This window comes from Bartonella sp. bp_1 (assembly GCF_055808085.1).
Genome location: NZ_CM147851.1, coordinates 2081153 through 2097955, shown reverse-complemented (window position 1 = coordinate 2097955; position 16803 = coordinate 2081153). Strand labels below are relative to the sequence as shown.

19 protein-coding genes are annotated in these 16803 nt (G+C 47.1%); 11 read left to right on the top strand and 8 right to left on the bottom strand.

Going from position 1 to position 16803, the window contains the following annotated elements; translation table 11 throughout:
• Positions 1-3: 3 nt before the first annotated feature.
• The 6 genes from hemC (at position 4) to ACYZ97_RS10440 (ending at position 5835) form a co-directional block, all read left to right on the top strand.
• Positions 4-930 (top strand): hydroxymethylbilane synthase, encoded by a 927-nt coding sequence (gene hemC / locus ACYZ97_RS10465; protein WP_473298691.1) that lies wholly within the window; start codon positions 4-6, stop codon positions 928-930.
• The gene (locus tag ACYZ97_RS10460) at positions 872-1621 is read left to right on the top strand and encodes a uroporphyrinogen-III synthase (RefSeq protein WP_473298689.1); all 750 of its coding nucleotides are present in this window, start codon (positions 872-874) and stop codon (positions 1619-1621) included. The genes hemC and ACYZ97_RS10460 overlap by 59 nt, the downstream gene beginning before the upstream one ends.
• A gap of 100 nt (positions 1622-1721) precedes the next feature.
• Positions 1722-3053, top strand: a complete 1332-nt coding sequence (locus ACYZ97_RS10455; RefSeq protein ID WP_473298688.1) for a COG4223 family protein — start codon at positions 1722-1724, stop codon at positions 3051-3053.
• Positions 3050-4594, top strand: coding sequence for a heme biosynthesis HemY N-terminal domain-containing protein (locus ACYZ97_RS10450; protein WP_473298686.1), 1545 nt, complete (start codon positions 3050-3052; stop codon positions 4592-4594). Before ACYZ97_RS10455 ends, ACYZ97_RS10450 begins: the two co-directional genes overlap by 4 nt.
• A gap of 21 nt (positions 4595-4615) precedes the next feature.
• On the top strand, positions 4616-5086 hold the full coding sequence (locus ACYZ97_RS10445) for a tellurite resistance TerB family protein (protein ID WP_473298684.1): 471 nt from the start codon (positions 4616-4618) through the stop codon (positions 5084-5086).
• Between the two features lie 14 nt (positions 5087-5100).
• Entirely contained in the window at positions 5101-5835 is a 735-nt protein-coding gene (locus ACYZ97_RS10440; RefSeq protein ID WP_473298682.1) for a glutamine amidotransferase, read from the top strand.
• A gap of 17 nt (positions 5836-5852) precedes the next feature.
• Here the strand turns inward: ACYZ97_RS10440 and ACYZ97_RS10435 are convergent, their stop codons facing one another.
• Positions 5853-6371 (bottom strand): gamma-glutamylcyclotransferase, encoded by a 519-nt coding sequence (locus ACYZ97_RS10435; protein ID WP_473298680.1) that lies wholly within the window; start codon positions 6369-6371, stop codon positions 5853-5855.
• Positions 6372-6425: 54 nt separating this feature from the next.
• Here ACYZ97_RS10435 and ACYZ97_RS10430 point away from each other — a divergent pair, with 54 nt between their 5' ends.
• Entirely contained in the window at positions 6426-7466 is a 1041-nt protein-coding gene (locus ACYZ97_RS10430; protein ID WP_473298678.1) for a DUF2125 domain-containing protein, read from the top strand.
• 19 nt (positions 7467-7485) lie between these two features.
• A complete protein-coding gene (locus ACYZ97_RS10425; RefSeq protein ID WP_473298676.1) occupies positions 7486-7788 on the top strand; it encodes a hypothetical protein in 303 nt (100 codons plus the stop codon).
• A 17-nt stretch (positions 7789-7805) separates the two neighbouring features.
• Here the strand turns inward: ACYZ97_RS10425 and ACYZ97_RS10420 are convergent, their stop codons facing one another.
• Entirely contained in the window at positions 7806-8744 is a 939-nt protein-coding gene (locus tag ACYZ97_RS10420) for a prephenate/arogenate dehydrogenase family protein (protein ID WP_473298674.1), read from the bottom strand.
• 6 nt (positions 8745-8750) lie between these two features.
• A complete protein-coding gene (hisC, locus tag ACYZ97_RS10415; RefSeq protein ID WP_473298672.1) occupies positions 8751-9857 on the bottom strand; it encodes a histidinol-phosphate transaminase in 1107 nt (368 codons plus the stop codon).
• 168 nt (positions 9858-10025) lie between these two features.
• On the opposite strand from hisC, the gene metX reads away from it, so the two are divergent.
• The 3 genes from metX (at position 10026) to ACYZ97_RS10400 (ending at position 12251) form a co-directional block, all read left to right on the top strand.
• Entirely contained in the window at positions 10026-11204 is a 1179-nt protein-coding gene (metX, locus tag ACYZ97_RS10410) for a homoserine O-acetyltransferase MetX (RefSeq protein WP_473300685.1), read from the top strand.
• A gap of 15 nt (positions 11205-11219) precedes the next feature.
• The gene (metW, locus tag ACYZ97_RS10405; protein ID WP_473298670.1) at positions 11220-11840 is read left to right on the top strand and encodes a methionine biosynthesis protein MetW; all 621 of its coding nucleotides are present in this window, start codon (positions 11220-11222) and stop codon (positions 11838-11840) included.
• Positions 11841-11927: 87 nt separating this feature from the next.
• Positions 11928-12251: a hypothetical protein gene (locus ACYZ97_RS10400; RefSeq protein WP_473298668.1), complete on the top strand. Its 324-nt coding sequence runs from the start codon at positions 11928-11930 to the stop codon at positions 12249-12251.
• Positions 12252-12329: 78 nt separating this feature from the next.
• Here the strand turns inward: ACYZ97_RS10400 and modC are convergent, their stop codons facing one another.
• The 5 genes from modC to holA all read right to left on the bottom strand — a co-directional run bounded on the left by modC (position 12330) and on the right by holA (position 16801).
• Positions 12330-13415, bottom strand: coding sequence for a molybdenum ABC transporter ATP-binding protein (gene modC, locus ACYZ97_RS10395; protein WP_473298666.1), 1086 nt, complete (start codon positions 13413-13415; stop codon positions 12330-12332).
• Entirely contained in the window at positions 13412-14098 is a 687-nt protein-coding gene (gene modB / locus ACYZ97_RS10390; protein WP_473298664.1) for a molybdate ABC transporter permease subunit, read from the bottom strand. Before modB ends, modC begins: the two co-directional genes overlap by 4 nt.
• 12 nt (positions 14099-14110) lie before the next feature.
• A complete protein-coding gene (gene modA, locus ACYZ97_RS10385; protein ID WP_473298662.1) occupies positions 14111-14860 on the bottom strand; it encodes a molybdate ABC transporter substrate-binding protein in 750 nt (249 codons plus the stop codon).
• An 11-nt stretch (positions 14861-14871) separates the two neighbouring features.
• Positions 14872-15657 carry a TOBE domain-containing protein gene (locus ACYZ97_RS10380; protein WP_473298660.1) on the bottom strand — a complete coding sequence of 262 codons (786 nt, stop codon included), beginning with the start codon at positions 15655-15657 and terminating at the stop codon, positions 14872-14874.
• A 97-nt stretch (positions 15658-15754) separates the two neighbouring features.
• Positions 15755-16801, bottom strand: coding sequence for a DNA polymerase III subunit delta (gene holA / locus ACYZ97_RS10375; RefSeq protein WP_473298658.1), 1047 nt, complete (start codon positions 16799-16801; stop codon positions 15755-15757).
• Between the last annotated feature and the right edge of the window lie 2 nt (positions 16802-16803).

The window sequence follows — 16803 nt, the reverse complement described above, 5'->3', positions numbered from 1 at the left end:
ATAATGCAAATACCTTCTATTAAAATAGGCTCTCGCGGTAGCCAGCTTGCACTTATCATGGCCCATGAGGTCCGTAAAAAACTGATTGATGCCCATAATCTGCCACAGGATGCTGTGACGGTTGAAACCATAGTGACAACTGGTGACCGTATTCAGACAATTGCACTTTCGGAAGTGGGTGGAAAAGGATTGTTTACCCAGGAAATCGAGGCGGCTTTGGTCGATGGTGTGATTGATATTGCCGTCCATTCAACAAAGGATATGCCGACAAAACTGCCGGATAGGCTGCATTTATCGGCATTTCCGGCCCGTGAAGATGCACGTGATGCATTTATTGGTGCCCATGTAAAAAGTTTTGCTGAATTACCGCATGGAGCGGTTATTGGAACGGCTGGTTTGCGTCGTCAGGCATTGGTTAAGAAATTGCGTCCTGATTTGCAAACGGCATTGTTGCGCGGCAATGTCGATACGCGTTTGAAAAAAGTCCAGAACGGTGATGTTGATGGTACTTTTTTAGCAATGGCAGGTCTTAATCGTATGGGGCTGACATCGGTGATCAGTGAAATTATGGCGGTAGAAAACTTTGTTCCGGCACCGGGACAAGGTGCCATTGCTATTGAAACACGCATGGATGATGCGCGGATTGATGCGTTGCTTGCGCCGATTAGGGACCGTGATACCGAAATTGCATTGGCCTGTGAACGTTCATTTCTAGCAAGTCTTGATGGATCATGCCGGACACCGCTTGGTGCCTATGCTACAATTGATGGAGAGAAGCTCCATTTTCATGGTATTATTTTGAATCCTGATGGTGATGTTTTTTATGAAATAAAACAGTCTGGCTCTTTGGCAGATGCAAAAGAAATGGGTCATGAAGCAGCGCTTTATTTACGAAAGCAGGCAGGGGAAGGTTTCTTTGATAGTTGGTAAGCCCAAAACAGTATTGGTTACACGGCCGGAACCCATGGCTGATGCAACGGCACAAAAATTGCGCATTTTAGGTTTTTTGCCGGTTATATTGCCATTAACAGAAACTGTGGCCCTGCCGGTTGAAAAACCGTTTGCCAAGGTTGATGCGGTGATTGCTACAAGCAGTGCGGTTTTTTTACATATGACGGATGCATTATTTGAACATATCCGTAGTTTGCCTCTCTATTGTGTTGGCTTGAAAACGGCACAGACTGCTGTTGAAAAAGGGATGGAGACCGTTTTATGCCATTTGCCGACAGCGGCTGATCTGGTTGACAAAACGGCAGTGCTGCTGCCACAGCATTTTTTATATCTTGCTGGTAGATTGCGGCGTGATACTCTATCGCGTTGTCTGCCGCAGCAGGGCCACCAGCTTACCATGATCGAAGTCTATGATACGCGTTCTTGTTCTTTGGATGAAGATGTTTTGATCAATCTGTCACAACAGATTGATTTTTGTCTTGTCTATTCAGGTTATGCCGCACAGATGATTAATGTAATCGATATGCAGTATCGTTCATCCATGAAGTTCATCTGTTTGTCACAGCGTATAGCCGATCAGTTGCCACAGGATGTGCGTTCAAGCGCTTTTGTCAGTGCGACGCCTGATGAAGAATCTGCGCTTGTATTGTTATCATCCATTTCACGGTAAAATTTTTGTTTTATTTTTATTTAAACAATTCCTTCACCTGAGTAATGTATCTGCTACATTATAGAGGATGGACTGTTTTGTCTTATGTGAGGATTGTCTGTTGAAAGAGTCGAAGAAACGTTATTCGTCAAGTACACGAAAGCCGCTGGTGATCGAACATGAGCCGGTCAAGCCTGCCCATGATGCTGAACCGATTGCTATGGATAAATCAAAAGTCGGAAGTGAGACAATGACGCGTACAGATAAACAAAGTCAGAATACATCCAAAGAATCTGCTGCTGCGGCATCCAAAGCTGAAAAGATGGCGCCGCCATCGGCATCATCAATGACGCGCGGCGGTTCACCTTGGATTGCTGGTCTTGTTGGCGGTCTGGTCGTGGCGATTGTCGCCGGTGGAATACATTATTCGGGCTTGATGTCATCTACGGCTCCTGTTTCAAATCAAAATGCCGGTCAGCAGATTGCAGCCTTCAAGGAGGAAGTGGCATCACTTCAACAAGCACTTGCTGCTAATGAGCATGAGACCGCTTCATTGAAAACCGCGTTACAGCAGGCACTGGAGCGACTGAATGTGGAAAATACGGCGGTTGACCATTCAGCCAGTGAAAATAGCGAGCGGTTTAATGCCTTGCAGTCTTCGGTCAGCCAGTTGCAAACGGCTATTGATGGTATTTCTGCCCAATCCGGTAATCCGGAGGCTATACAGGCGTTGACGGCCCGTTTCTCAACTTTTGAAGAACAGCTTGCCCGGGCGAATGCTGCTCTGCAGCGTATTGATCAGGTCAATCAGCATGCTGATCAGGCAATGGCTGCGACTGTTCAGCTTGATAACAGGCTTTCGGCACTTGCTAAAACAGTGGAAGAAATGCCGGAAAAATTTGCAAATCCGCTGCAGGGAAAAGAATTGGCTCTGTTAATGGCGGCTCATGCATTGAAAGATGCGGTCGATCGCGGTGGCTCCTTTGACAATGAGTTTCAGACATTTTCAACTATTGCACCCGATACGCTTTCTCTGGATGCCTTGGCTCCTTATACTAAAGAGGGACTTGCCAATCAGGTTGCATTGAGCGCAGCTTTTTCGAAAGTGGCCGATGCGATTGCCGCTACTGAAAATAAGCCTGATGCACAGGCAGGATATGGCGAGAGATTATGGGCAAGTGCCAAGAATATCGTGACAAGCCGTCCGGTTGGAAATGTTGAAGGTAATACGCCATCGGCCATTGCTGCACGTATGGAAGTTGCACTCAATAGCGGTGACTATACCAAAGTCTTGAGTGAATGGGAGCAATTACCGGATAACGCCAAAGCGGTTTCAAAAGATATGATTGAAAAAATCAGGGCCCGTCAAAATGCCGATATGGTTTTATCTAAAATTATTGCCATGGCTTTGACGCCTCAAGATAAAACCCAAAACGTAAAGGGCCAGGAATGATTCGCGTACTTCTTTACATTCTCGCTGTTGCTGTTTTGGGATCGGGTTTCGCTTGGCTTGCCAGTAATCCCGGTGATGTTGTCCTGACTTTTGGGGATATGCGTTATACAACATCGGTTTTGGTTCTTATCAGTGCCGCTCTTGTCGCATTGGTGGTGTTGTGGCTGGTTTTATGGCTGGTACGGATTGTATTTACCTCACCCTCTGCATTGATGCGCCGGTATCATTATCATCGTGAAGAGAAAGGTCGTGAAGCGCTGAGTCAGGGGTTGATTGCTGTATTGGCTGGCGATGTTGCCAGTGCCCGTCGGCTGAATAAAAAAGTTGACCGTCTTTTGTCCGATGATCGTGAGCCGCTGACACTTTATCTGGAAGCGCAAACCTATTTATTGGATCAGGATTATGCATCTGCTATTGCCGTCTATGAGCGTTTGCGCCAACATGAAAAGACAAAATTGCTTGGTCTTTCTGGTCTTTATCATGAAGCGGTGAAAAGTGGTGCTTTTGATGCTGCCAATCAATATGCGCAGGAAGCCATTCTTATTTCTCCGGGTGTCAAATGGGCCAATCGTGCCGTTATTGACCGTATGGGTGTGGAAGGTGAGTGGCAACAGGCTGTACAGCTTTTTGATCGTATGGAAAAAGCGATGCCGCGTATACAACGCGGCTCTGATAAGCTTTCGCGCCGTCGTGCAGTTTTGTTGACTGGACAGGCAATGGATATTTTTGAAAATAATCCTAATGAAGCGTGTCAGGCTGCTTTGAAAGCGCATAAGCTGGCTGCCGATTTTATACCGGCTGCCAATGTTGCTGCTGATATATTATTCCGGCTGCAAGAATTACGCAAAGGCTCCAAGCTTATTGAAGCAATGTGGAAAAAATATCCGCATCCCGATTTGGGAGCGACTTATGTGAATGCGGTATCGGGCCAGTCTTCAGTTGAACGGTTGAAGCGGGCACAAACTTTGGCGAAAGCCAATCCGACCCATTTTGAATCTTTGATGCTGGTTGCGCGTCAAGCATTGGAAACTGGTGAGTTTGCGTTGGCACAAGAATGTGCTGAGAAGGCTGTAAAGAACCAGCCGCGTGAAAGTGTTTTTTTGCTGCTTGCCGATATTGAAGAGGCGTCCAGTGGTGATCAGGGGCGGGTGCGCCAATGGTTACAAAGGGCTGTACGGGCCGAACGTGATCCGGTTTGGATGGCGGATGGATTGATATTGGAAAACTGGGCGCCGGTATCGCCATTATCAGGCCGGTTGGATGGTGTAGAGTGGAAAGTACCGACACGTCATCTTGGACCGGTTTTGGATCAGGATGATCTGGTTATACCCGAAAAACCGGCTGTTATTACAGAAGTGGTTCAATCTGCAACGAAAAAGAAAACGGTATCGCGCCGTTCAAAAAACGAAGAGGCTCAGCCGAAAATTGTTGATGAACCACCGCTTGTTCTTGATGGTGTTGTTGATGATAGTGATATCTCCCCGCAAGATACAACCCGGATCAATGTTGATGATCCCGGTGTTGGCAAATCATCCCGTTAGTTGGCTGATAAGGGAGGGGTCGTGTTTCAACGTCTGGTAGGCTGGATACCCGGCATAGGGCAGGAAAAGATCAAATTTGCAAAAGATGATCCAAGGATCGCGGCTGTAGCTTTGATGTTCCAGATTGTGGCAGCCGACGGCGAGGACAAGTCGGTCGAGCGACATATGCTGGCAAAATTATTACAACAAAAATACTCGATTGATGCTGCAGCTTTAAAAGCGATGATTGAGGCTGGGGAAAAGGCATTTGATGAGACAGATGATGTTTTGACGTATTGCCGTATTCTCAAATATGAATTGAGTGACGAAGAACGAATCGGTTTTATCGGCTTACTTTGGGATATTGCTTATGCTGATGGTACAGTTTACGAATTGGAAGAAAATCTTGTGTGGCGTATCGCAGAATTGATTGGTGTTGATGATTCGGATCGGATACAGCAACAAGAAATGGCGGCAGCAAAATATTGCCATGAGAAAGACCAGTCCGCATAATAAAAAATAGCATAATGCAACAAATCGCTACAATTATTGAACATGGCGGCAATTCCCGCAAAATTTTAGTGGTTCTGCACCAGACAACGTCGAGTGCAGGGCGAGTTGGCCAGTTGCTTCAGCAGGCCGGTTTTACGCTTGATATCAGACGGCCTGTTATAGGCGATAGGTTGCCATCGACTATGGATAATCATGCGGGTGCTATTATTTTTGGTGGGCCGATGAGTGCCAATGATTCAAGTCCTTTTATTCAACAGGAAGCGGACTGGATTGCTGTGCCGTTGCGTGAAAAAAAACCTTTTTTAGGAATATGCCTTGGTGCGCAGATGCTGGCCACCCAGATTGGCGGCCGGGTTGCCCCTCGTGTCGATGGCGCGGTCGAGATGGGATGGTATCCGATTTCAGCAACAGCGGAAGGTCAAAAAGTCATGGACTGGCCGGATATGGTTTATCATTTCCATCGGGAAGGCATATATGATTTACCGTCATCGGCGCGTATATTGGCAAAAAGTGATGCCTATCCCATTCAGGCTTTCTGTTATGGTGAACAGGCATGGGGTGTGCAGTTTCATGCCGAGTTGACCCGGGTGATGATGCAACGTTGGACGGTGCATGGTGCGCAAACCTTGGCGACCATGAAGGGTGCACAGGCACCGCAAGCACATTTAGATGGTCGTTTTATTTATGATGCCCCTTTGCGTCAGTGGCTTATTCGGTTTTTGGAGAAAATTTTTATCCAGCAGGGCTGATTTGTTTGTGGCCAATATTAGGATTTCAATTTCTTGGCGATGCTTTCAAGATTTTTATCGTGAATTTTCATTTGTCTCAGTTGCATGACAGTGTTGAGGACATAGTCACAATTGGGGCCGGAAAGACCGCTTGCCTTTGCAACAATTCGGGTCATGGTGGCAATATCCTGTTTGCCAGCATATTGGTTATGGTGGCGATCTGCAACAAAGGCCAGAGCTTTGACTTTTTTTCCATTGCCGAGATAAGTGGTGAGGTATTTTTCTTCATAGACGCCGTTGGGCTGTTCGCGTTCCAATAAATAGGCATAGGTTTTATCAGAATCGGCAACGGATACATGAAAGGCAAGGCCCTGACAGGAGCCGCCACGATCCAACCCTAGGACCAGCCCCGGATTTTTTTCTGTTCCTCGGTGATGGAAAGAATGGATACATAAAGCACGATGATAGCCATAAAGATGGGCCGGTTGCACATCATCGTGGGAAAAGTTAGGGTTCCACATCAAAGACCCATAGCCAAAAACCCAAAAATCGCCCATATCATTCCTACTATAATGGAAACACTTTAGCCAAGGGATACAAAGATCAACGCCATGCCGTCAAGTGAAAGCCCTTTTCGTAGCAAAGCCGCTAAATGTCATCGGATTCGACTCATCAGTGTGATGGCGGTTATTATCCTTGTTGTGCTTTATGCGGGTGCTTGGTACCTGATCGGCGAGAAAGTACAAAAAAAAGTCATAGAGGCTGTTGATGAGGCAGACCAAAAGGGCATTGCTGTTTATTGTGAAAATATGCGCAAAAGCGGTTTTCCTTTGCGTGTTGGTATCAGTTGCGGTGATTTCAGTTTGCGTGACCCAAAAGACGGTGTGGCCTTTTCCAGCGGTGGGCTGGCAGTTGAAGCGCCGATTTATGCGCCGCATTGGCTTGAGGTCCAGCTTGATAGCCCCTTTACTCTTGATCTGCCTGATTTTGTACCGCTGACGGGACGATGGAAGTCTGTCCGGTTAGAGACCGATATTGCGGGATCTTTGCCTAATAGTCTTGATCTTTTCGTCGAGAATTTTTTGATTGGTGCAAAAGCCGACTCTGGTTCGATGGTACCTTTGGTTGAAGGCGAATTTTTCCGTTTCGATGTCGTCGGGCTGCAAAAGGACATGCACCTTCGTTCATCTTTTGATGGCCTTAAGGTGCCGGTTAACATAGAAGGGCAACAGCATTTTCTGCCACTTATTGATGGCAATATCGAGATGTCCATGGATAATATGGGTGCTGTATTGCCGACCAAAGGTCTGTCTGGCGATGATTTGGCATGGTTGCGTGGCAAAAAGGGTGGTATTGATAAAATTAGACTGGCTTTTCAATCCGGTGGTGGCATCAATCTTTCCGGTACATATTCTTTTTCCTATGACGGCTATCTGGATGCTAAGCTGGAGCTTGCTATCGAAGATAGCAGTGCGTTGATGCGCAATATCCAGATGTTCTTTCCCGATCAGGCAGAAAATATAAAAACCTATATTTTTGCTTTGAATTCAATGCCTAGAAATAGTCAGGGGCTGCCGGTAATCGGTTTGAATATTGTCCATGGTGAGATACGGTTTGGCTTTATCAGGGCTGGTAATATTCCACCGGTTTGATTGTTGGATTATGGAAACATTGCAACAAAAAATTTATGTCTTTCTTGCGCAAGGTATTGCACAGGAATCGGATATATACCGGTTGGGTAGCCGCCATCCTCTACTTATATTGGCGCGCGCTGAAACCATAGAAGCCGCACGGCAGTTGGCGATTATAAAAAGTCGCGAAAATGGTTGGTATCCGGTGGATATACTGCGGGAAAAACCATTGGATTACACATATGTACCGGATGATCCTGTCAAACAGGAAGCTCTTAGGCAAGCGCACGAAAGCGGCTATTACATGGTTATTTATAGTGAAGAAATTCCGCCGGATGCATAATGTCCGGCGGTTCTATTTTATTTTTCTTCAGGGTGTTTTTGCGCAACCTGACGGCCAAAATCAGGGGCATCAACTTCTTGACCAGCTTCGATAATGCCGCGTCGCACAGCACGGGTGCGGGTAAAGAGATCGAATAATGCATCCCCATCACCCCAGCGGATTAGACGCTGCAAGGAAGCCAGATCTTCGGAAAAACGGCTGAGCATTTCCAGAATGGCATCTTTGTTATGTAGGCAGATATCGCGCCACATGGTCGGGTCGGAAGCAGCCAGACGGGTAAAATCGCGAAAGCCTGAAGCTGAATAGGCAATGACTTCCGAATGGGTGACTTTTTCCAGGTCACTGGCTGTACCGACAATGTTATAGGCGATCAGATGTGGTACATGTGAAACAATGGCCAGAACCAGATCATGATGTTCTGGATCCATCCGGTCGACTCGTGAACCGCAAGCTTCCCAGAATTGCGTAAGCTTTGATAGTGCTTCGCTATCGGCACCGGGTTGGGGTGTCAATATGCACCAGCGATTGGTGAAGAGCTCGGCAAAACCAGCGTCGGGTCCTGAATATTCCGTGCCGGCAAGCGGATGACCGGCAATGAAATGGACATGATCAGGCAATTCAGGCGCCATTTGTGCTATGACCGAACTTTTTGTTGAGCCGACATCAGTAACGATAGCCCCTTTTTTCAAGGCGTTGGAAATATCTTTTGCAACGGTTGCAGAGGCGCCAACCGGCACGGACACAATGACAAGATCGGCATCTTCAACCGCTTGTGCATTGCTTGTTGTGTAGCTGTCGCCAAGCTCCAATTCACGTGCACGGGCGAGTGTTTTTTCAGAACGGGTGGCGATAGTAACATGGGTGCCAAGTTTTTCACGCTTGATAATTCGGGCTAAAGATGAACCGATTAGACCGATGCCTATCAAGGCTATTTTTTCAAATTTGATATTGGACATTTTTCTCTACTTCAAAAAATCTTTCAGGGCGGCGACTACGCCGCGATTGGCTTCTTCGGTTCCAATAGAAAGGCGCAACGCGTTGGGGAAACCGTATCCCGCAACGCGGCGCAAAATATAGCCTTGAGCCTTGAGATAATCATCAGCAAGTGCTGCAGATTGATCTTTGTCGGCAGGAAAATGGATGAGAATAAAATTGGCTGATGACGGCGTGACATCAAGGCCAAGTTTGCGGATTTCATCACTGAGCCATTGCCGCCATTTGGTATTATGGGCAATGGCTTTGTTCAAAAATGTGCGGTCACGGATTGCGGCGCTTCCGGCAGCTTGTGCCGCTGCACTCGAATTGAAAGGCGGACGTGTCCGGTTGACGGCTTCAATGACATGGACAGGCGCATACATCCAACCGATTCGCAAACCTGCAAGTCCGTAAATTTTAGAAAAAGTACGTGTCATGACGACATTTTCATTGGCGGCAACAAGGGCCGTTCCAGCTTCGAAATCATCTTCTGTACAATATTCGGCATAGGCACCGTCAAGTACCAACATGACATGGGCCGGCAGCCCTTGATGCAGCCGTTTGATTTCGTCTTTATTCAAATAGGTGCCGGTCGGGTTGCCCGGATTGGCGATAAAGACAATTTTTGTGTGCTCTGTCAGCGCATCCAGAATAGCATCTACATCAATGCGGCAATCTTTTTCTTCGACAATAACCGGTTTGGCACCGGCGCCCAGAATTTCGATATGATAGACGCTGAAACCATGTGCTGTCATAATACCTTCGTCACCTGGTGCAAGATAGGTTTGCGCCATAAGACCTAAAAGTTCGTCCGATCCATTGCCGATGATCAGATTATTGATGGGAAGACCGGTAACATCGCTAATTGTCTGGCGCAGTTGAAGGGCTTGACCATCTGGATAGATTTCAAGATGGCCTGCGGCCTGACGATAGGCCTCTATAGCGCTTGGTGACGGACCGAGGGGTGTTTCATTGGATGACAATTTATAGATTTTTTTGGTTGTTGGCGCCTTGCTTGAACCGGGTACATAGGTAGCAATGTCCATAATGCCGGGTTTTGGTTGAGGGCGATTATTGGGCTTTGTGTTTGTCATCGGTCTTGTATCCGCTTTTATTTGGGTTGTGTTCAAGCCAATAAACCTGCAGGGCATAGAAGTCGAGAGAAAATCTTGACATTTGGCATGAAGCGGTCATAGCTAAAGTTCCTTTTTCCAGCCGGTGCAACCGAAATGAATACGATTAGAAATAGTGCAACAAAGCGCATGAAACCAAGCGCTGATACCAAGACAAAAGTTAAAAAGACACAGGCATCGATGCCTGATAGCAAGGTCGCGTTATTCGGCAAGGATAGGCCGCTGACACTTGATAGCGGGGTTGTGCTTTCACCCTTTCAGATTGCCTATCAGGATTATGGAAAGCTGAATGCGGACAAAAGCAATGCAATCTTGATTTGCCATGCCCTTACGGCCGATCAACACGTTGCCAATAATCATCCGGTGACGGGCAAGCCGGGTTGGTGGGAAAATCTGGTTGGTCCGGGCAAAATGATTGATACGAATCATTATTATGTTGTCTGCTCCAATGTTTTGGGCGGATGTTTGGGCTCGACCGGACCCGCATCCATCAATCCTGAAACCAAAAAGCCTTATGCGCTTGATTTTCCCGTTGTTACCATTGGTGATATGGTGCGCGCGCAGGCGATGTTGATCGATTATCTTGGTATCGATACGTTATTTTGTGTTATCGGCGGTTCAATGGGCGGCATGCAGGCGCTACAATGGGCTTCTGCCTATAAGGAACGGGTATTTTCCAGTGTTTTGCTTGCAACAGGTGCACGACATTCTGCCCAGAATATCGCTTTTGGCGAAATCGGCCGTCAAGCGGTTATGGCTGATCCGGACTGGCATAATGGCCGTTATCTTGAAAAGGGAACCAAGCCGAAAAAAGGGTTGGCTGTTGCGCGTATGACCGCCCATGTCACTTATCTGTCCGAAGCGGCGCTTCATCGGAAATTTGGTCGGAATTTGCAAAATCGCGATGAAATTACTTTCGGTTTTGATGCCGATTTCCAGATTGAGAGCTATTTGCGCCATCAGGGTATGACTTTTGTCGAGCGTTTTGATGCCAATTCCTATCTCTATTTGACCCGTGCAATGGATTATTTTGATATGGAAGCGGAAAATGGCGGTCAGCTTGCCAATGCTTTTAAAGGTACAAAAACGCGTTTTTTTGTGGCGTCATTTTCGAGTGACTGGCTGTTTACAACAGCGCAATGTCGTAGCTTTGTTCATGCGTTGAATGCGGCAGGCGCTTCTGTTTCTTTTGTCGAGATCGAGACCGATAAGGGCCATGACGCTTTTCTTCTTGATGAACCGGTCATGTTCTCGGCCATGCAGGGTTTTTTGAGTTCTGCAGCCCGTGCACGTGGGTTGGAGGTCTAGGTTATGGCGGATATAATGAAGTCGACAACACATTTGGCAACACGCACCGATTTCGAGGTCATTGCTTCTTTTATCAAACCGCAATCAAAGGTGCTTGATGTCGGGTGTGGCGATGGCACTTTGCTGGATCTTCTGCAAACGCGTCTTAAGGTAGATGGGCGTGGTGTAGAACTTTCCCAACAGGGTGTTGATCTTTGTCTTGCTAAGGGCCTTTCTGTTTTACAAGGTAATGCCGATAGTGATCTTGTCTATTATCCCGATTCAAGTTTCGATTATGTCATCCTCTCACAGACCTTGCAGGCAACGCTTAATCCCAAACAGGTGCTTGAACAGCTTTTACGTATCGGTGAGCGGGCGATTATTTCGATTCCCAATTTTGGTTATTGGCGTGCGCGTGCCCATCTTCTTTTCCGCGGGCGTATGCCGGTAACCAAAGAGCTGCCTTATAGCTGGTATGATACGCCTAATATCCATTTTTGTACCATCGAGGATTTTGTTGATATGGTCAAAGAGGTTGGCGCGACAGTCGAGGATGCGGTTGCACTTAATCGTAATGGCCAGCGGGTATCATGGAAGCTGCCTTGGAAGGCGTGGAATCTTTTTGGCCAGCAGGCGGTGTTTTTATTACACCGCTAATTGTCTCAAATCATATTTAAGAATATTACTAAGCCAGCAGAGATACCATGGCGGTTTTCTCTGGATATCAAGAGGAAGCTTTTTACAATGAAATATTTTATAATGGCAGTCACTGCATTGACGGCATCTATCTTATTGGCTGCCTGTGCCATGGATGGCGGCCAATTCGATTATCATGTCAATAAAAGCTGTAAGTCAAGCGGTCCATCGGCTTGTTATATCTTGTCGCAGACACCCGTTTGTGACGAAAAGGGCGAGAGCTGCAAGCAGTTTGCCGAAAAGCGCGATGTTAGAGTACTGCAAAATCGTGGTGCACTCTATCAGGTCCAAATGGTTTCCAATCCGGCCGAGACCGGTTGGGTATCCGGTGATCGTCTAGGGGTTGAAGTCAAGGCGAATAATCTCCGGTAATGGCATGGGGGCAAAAAATTGCCGGCGCATGGGCTCAAGCGCTGTCAGTTCTTTGTGCTAAAAAGAAAATAACAGGCATTATTGACGGGCGAGAATTGCCACACTTTTGATCTGGGCAAAAACATTAAGTCCTTTTTTAAGGCCCAGTTTTTTGCATGAATAATGTGTAAGGCGGGCGAGAATTTCTGCCCCGCCTTTTTGTGTGCCAAGCCGAAGAAGGATAAGTGTTTCGAAATCATCAATATGATGGATGGAGAGAATATGTGCGGGCAATATATTCAATATGGAGCTAGGGCGCGGTTTTTCGACGGCAATGGAAACCTCATGTGCGGCAATACGCAAACGGACTTTGTCGGTCCGGGGAACCATTTTGGCAGGGGCCATAAATTGTGTGCCGGCAACGCTTAAGGATAAGAGGCCGCTTTTTTTATCATGCTTTTCAATTCTTGCATCCAGACTAACGGCGGCTTCGCGATTCTTTGCCAGTGGTAATGCGGGGTCGGCCTGTAGTTTTTCCAAAGGGCCGGATGCGATAACGTGGCCTTTTTCGATCAGTATGATATTATCGGCCAGTCGTTCGACTTCACCCATATCATGGGTAATGTAGAAAATTGGTAAGTGTAGCTGATCGCGTAAGCGCTCCAGAAAGGGCATAATTTCCTCACGCGTTTGTTTATCAAGGGCAGAGAGTGGTTCATCCATCAACAGGACGCGAGGATGCGACAGTAGTGCCCGTCCGATTGCAACGCGTTGGCTTTCACCGCCGGAAAGATTATGCGGTGTGCGGTTTACAAGATGGGCAATGCCCAGAAGATCGACAACCTCGTCAAAAGTTGGTGTATTTTGCCGCTGTTGTTTGTCCGTGCCATAGTTGAGATTGCCACGTATATCGAGATGTGGAAAAAGACTGGCTTCTTGAAAGACATAGCCGATAGATCGTTTGTAGACAGGCAGAAAAGTCTTTTTATCCTGCCAGACCAGATTACCGATTTTGACGAAGCCGGATAGGCGGTTCAAGCCTGCAATAGCACGCAATATACTGGTCTTGCCGCAGCCGGATGGGCCATAAAGTGCGGTGACACCGTGCAGCGGAGCTGTAAAATTTGTATCAATGGCAAAGTGACCAAGCATGCCTTTTAGCTGGATGTCGATAAAATGACTCATAAGATTCGTCGCCGCATATATTTTTCCAGCAATGTTACTGTCAGGATAATCAGGAAAGAGAAGATCACCATAATACCGGCCAGCATATTGGCTTCATGTATCTGATCAGCTTCGACGTAGCCCATAATGGTCGTGGAAATGACCGCGGTCTTACCCGGTATGTTGCCGCCGATCATCTGGACAACGCCGAATTCGCCGACAGTATGGGCAAAACCTAAAATAGCGGCTGTCAGCAGACCGGGGCGGGCAATCGGGATAGATACCGTCCAGAAGGTCTTCCACGGGGATGCGCGCAGAGTTGCCGCTACTTCTAGTGGGCGCTCGCCCATAGCTTCAAAAGCGTTGCGGATCGGTTGGACAACGAAAGGCATGGAATAGATGATTGAACCGATGACCAGACCTTCGAAGGAGAAGGCAAATTTATCCATACCGAAAAAAGGTGCAATAAATCTGCCGGGACCATTTGGCCCCAACATGACAAGCAGATAGAAACCTAGCACAGTCGGTGGCAAGACCAGCGGGATAGAGATGAGTGAAGCTATGATTTCTTTCAGGCGTGAACGCGATCTAGCCAGCCACAGTGCAATCGGTGTGCCGATAACCATTAGACAAAGAGTGGTTATCGTAGCCAATTGCACGGTCAGGATAATGGCTGTCCATGTTTGGGCGGAAAGCAGCGACATGAATATCAGGCTCTACTTATTTTCAGCAAGGGCATAGCCATATTTTTTGATAATTGCTGCCGCTTCCGGCTCTTTCAGAAACTCAATAAAAGCTTTGGCCGCTTCATTGTTTTCACCGGTTTTCAGCAAGACGGCATCTTGTTTGATCGGATTATAATATTGCTGCGGTATAATCCATTGTGAGCCGCCTTTTTCATTGATGACTTGTGAGAGTGCGACAAAACCGATTTCGGCATTGCCTGTTTTGGCATATTGGAAAGCCTGCGAAATATTCTGGCCTTCGATTAGTTTGGGCTTTACGGCTTCGCTTACCTTCAGGGCATCCATTGTTTCGACTGAAGCTTTACCATAGGGTGCGGCATCAGGATTACAGAAAGAAATATGTTTGATATCGGTATTGGCCAAAGTTTCCGGCCCTTTCACGACATCCGGTTTTGCACTCCACAAGACCAGTGTGCCGATGGCATAGGTGAATTGTGTACCTTTGATGCCGTAACCCTCTTCAACAATTTTAGTCGGGCGTTGGGTATCGGCTGCTAGAAAAACATCGAATGGCGCACCATTCTTGATCTGGTTGTAGAAGTTGCCGGTGGCGCCAAATGAAAGTGTTGCAGTATGGCCGGTTTTTTCCTTGAATTGTTCGGCAATGGCCTTGACGGGTTCGGTGAAATTGGTAGCAACGGCAATAACGGTTTCAGCAGCATGGGCCAATGTTGATGATGCCAATAAGGCGGTTGCAATTAAAGCAAGTTTGAATTTCATGAGTGTCCCTCCTAGTAAGTCGCGATAATTACGTGATTGGCGTCAAAAGATGCGGTGACAGATTGGTCGATTGTCAACGCCAATTCATCGGCTTTTACTGTGGCAAGGCTGGCAATCAGAGTTTTATCGGCACCGATATCAATGGTGATTTCTGATGTCGTATTGCCATGCTCGATATGTATGATCTTGCCTTTTATCCGGTTTTCCATTGCAGATGTATGGTTGATATTGTCTGGTGAAATGAGAATAAAAGGTGCTTTGATGAGTGCGGCAATGCCGCGTCCTTCAACAAGGCCAAGTCTTTCGACACTTTTGCCGGTGATATGTGCCGATATGGATATTTTATCCGATAGGCGGATTTTAACCCGTGCGGATATATCTATATTTTCGATTTTCTCGATTGTGCCGGCCAAAAGGTTACGTGCCGAAGTGCGCATCATGAAACCTTGTAGAAGACCGGCAGAATTGAGGCCGATATCATCCAGTTGGCGTGCTGCATCATGCAGCATGGTGGCAAGGCCTGATTCAAGCTGATGAAAAGTTTCAATCAGTTGCAGGCCGGCGGGTGTCAAGGTTGCACCGCCGCCACGCCGCCCGCCGGATGTCTTGTTCAAAAGAGGTTGGGAAACAAGATTTTGCATGGCGTCCAGACCGTCCCATGCCGCTTTATAGGTCAAGCCAACCGCACGGGCCGCTGCTGATATCGATCCTTCCCGTGCAACGGCTTCCAGCAATGCGATACGTTCATGGCTGACTTTGCCGATACTATCGTTTTTTAATGCCAAAGTTGCTTTCAAGGGACATTCCACCTATATATTACACTATATAGAAAGACTATATAACGAAATAATCAAGTGCAATTTTTGTTTATTGATTGCCGGGTATGGTGGAAACTTAATGGCGGCGTGCCGCTTTGGCACTTTCAACAGCCAGCGCCAGAAGCGCCTGCCGGATAATTTCATTGGCAAGACTAGCTGTTTTGCGGCTTTCCAATGTGGCACGTTGAAGTCGTGAAAGGGCCATATGGATTTTATCGAGTGGCCAGTGAAGAAGAGCTTTTTCAATGATTTTCTGTCGTTTGAAAAAGATTGGTGGACGTGCTGATGCAACAACAGCATGAGGCAATTTTTTTTCCGTATCCATGCTGTAACGTAGCGAAAGCAATTGCTGGAACTGGCGCTGGGCGGTACTGATGATCATGAAAAGTTGCGTGCCTCCGGCCAATTGCCGGTCAAAATCCTCACTGAATGTCTTAAGATCGCCAAGTAATATGGCATCAATAATGGCGTCTTGTGTGATGGCGCTGACATTGGCTGTTGATTGCAGCACATCTTCCATGGTGATTTGATCTTTGCCCATGGCGTAAAGACAAAGTTTTTCCAATTCATTGCGTGAGGCAAGACGGTCACCGCCCAGATTTTCTCGTAGGAAACGGCGTGCTTCCAGCGACATATTGGTTTTGAACTGGTCAAGGGTGGTGTCAATCAGCATATCCAAGCTTTTTGTGTCATCGGCAAAGCAGGGAAGCGCCATGGCACCGGCGCCGGTTTCAATTGTTGTACGAAGGGTGGCGGTCTTTTTCAGATCCCCTGCTTCAATCAAGATGAAACAATGCTCCGGCGGTGTGGCAATCAGATTTTTAATTGCCTGTGCCAGCCCTTTTTGGGCACCGGCATTTTTAATCCAGATGAGACGGTCGCCGCCAAAAAGCGAAATTGTATTGGCTTCATCAAGTAGGCGGTCGGGATCATTTTCAATTTCGCCAGCATCGATCTTCAAGGTGGAAAAAGGATCATCGATTGGTATATCCGTTTTGGTGGCAAATATTTTGGCCCGTTCGCTGACCAATCCACGATCCGGTCCATAGATTAATATAATTTTGACCAGACTGGGTGGTGCAGCCAGAAATGCGTCAACTTCATGAGCTTTTTTTTGCGCCAATT

What these genes read in the sequence shown, in the direction of transcription:
- hemC (WP_473298691.1), top strand. Translation starts at nt 4, where the DNA reads ATGCAAATACCTTCTATTAAAATAGGCTCTCGCGGTAGCCAGCTTGCA.
- ACYZ97_RS10460 (WP_473298689.1), top strand. Translation starts at nt 872, where the DNA reads ATGAAGCAGCGCTTTATTTACGAAAGCAGGCAGGGGAAGGTTTCTTTG.
- ACYZ97_RS10450 (WP_473298686.1), top strand. Translation starts at nt 3,050, where the DNA reads ATGATTCGCGTACTTCTTTACATTCTCGCTGTTGCTGTTTTGGGATCG.
- ACYZ97_RS10440 (WP_473298682.1), top strand. Translation starts at nt 5,101, where the DNA reads ATGCAACAAATCGCTACAATTATTGAACATGGCGGCAATTCCCGCAAA.
- ACYZ97_RS10435 (WP_473298680.1), bottom strand. Translation starts at nt 6,371, where the DNA reads ATGGGCGATTTTTGGGTTTTTGGCTATGGGTCTTTGATGTGGAACCCT.
- ACYZ97_RS10430 (WP_473298678.1), top strand. Translation starts at nt 6,426, where the DNA reads ATGCCGTCAAGTGAAAGCCCTTTTCGTAGCAAAGCCGCTAAATGTCAT.
- ACYZ97_RS10420 (WP_473298674.1), bottom strand. Translation starts at nt 8,744, where the DNA reads ATGTCCAATATCAAATTTGAAAAAATAGCCTTGATAGGCATCGGTCTA.
- hisC (WP_473298672.1), bottom strand. Translation starts at nt 9,857, where the DNA reads ATGACAAACACAAAGCCCAATAATCGCCCTCAACCAAAACCCGGCATT.
- metX (WP_473300685.1), top strand. Translation starts at nt 10,026, where the DNA reads ATGAAACCAAGCGCTGATACCAAGACAAAAGTTAAAAAGACACAGGCA.
- metW (WP_473298670.1), top strand. Translation starts at nt 11,220, where the DNA reads ATGAAGTCGACAACACATTTGGCAACACGCACCGATTTCGAGGTCATT.
- ACYZ97_RS10400 (WP_473298668.1), top strand. Translation starts at nt 11,928, where the DNA reads ATGAAATATTTTATAATGGCAGTCACTGCATTGACGGCATCTATCTTA.
- modC (WP_473298666.1), bottom strand. Translation starts at nt 13,415, where the DNA reads ATGAGTCATTTTATCGACATCCAGCTAAAAGGCATGCTTGGTCACTTT.
- modB (WP_473298664.1), bottom strand. Translation starts at nt 14,098, where the DNA reads ATGTCGCTGCTTTCCGCCCAAACATGGACAGCCATTATCCTGACCGTG.
- modA (WP_473298662.1), bottom strand. Translation starts at nt 14,860, where the DNA reads ATGAAATTCAAACTTGCTTTAATTGCAACCGCCTTATTGGCATCATCA.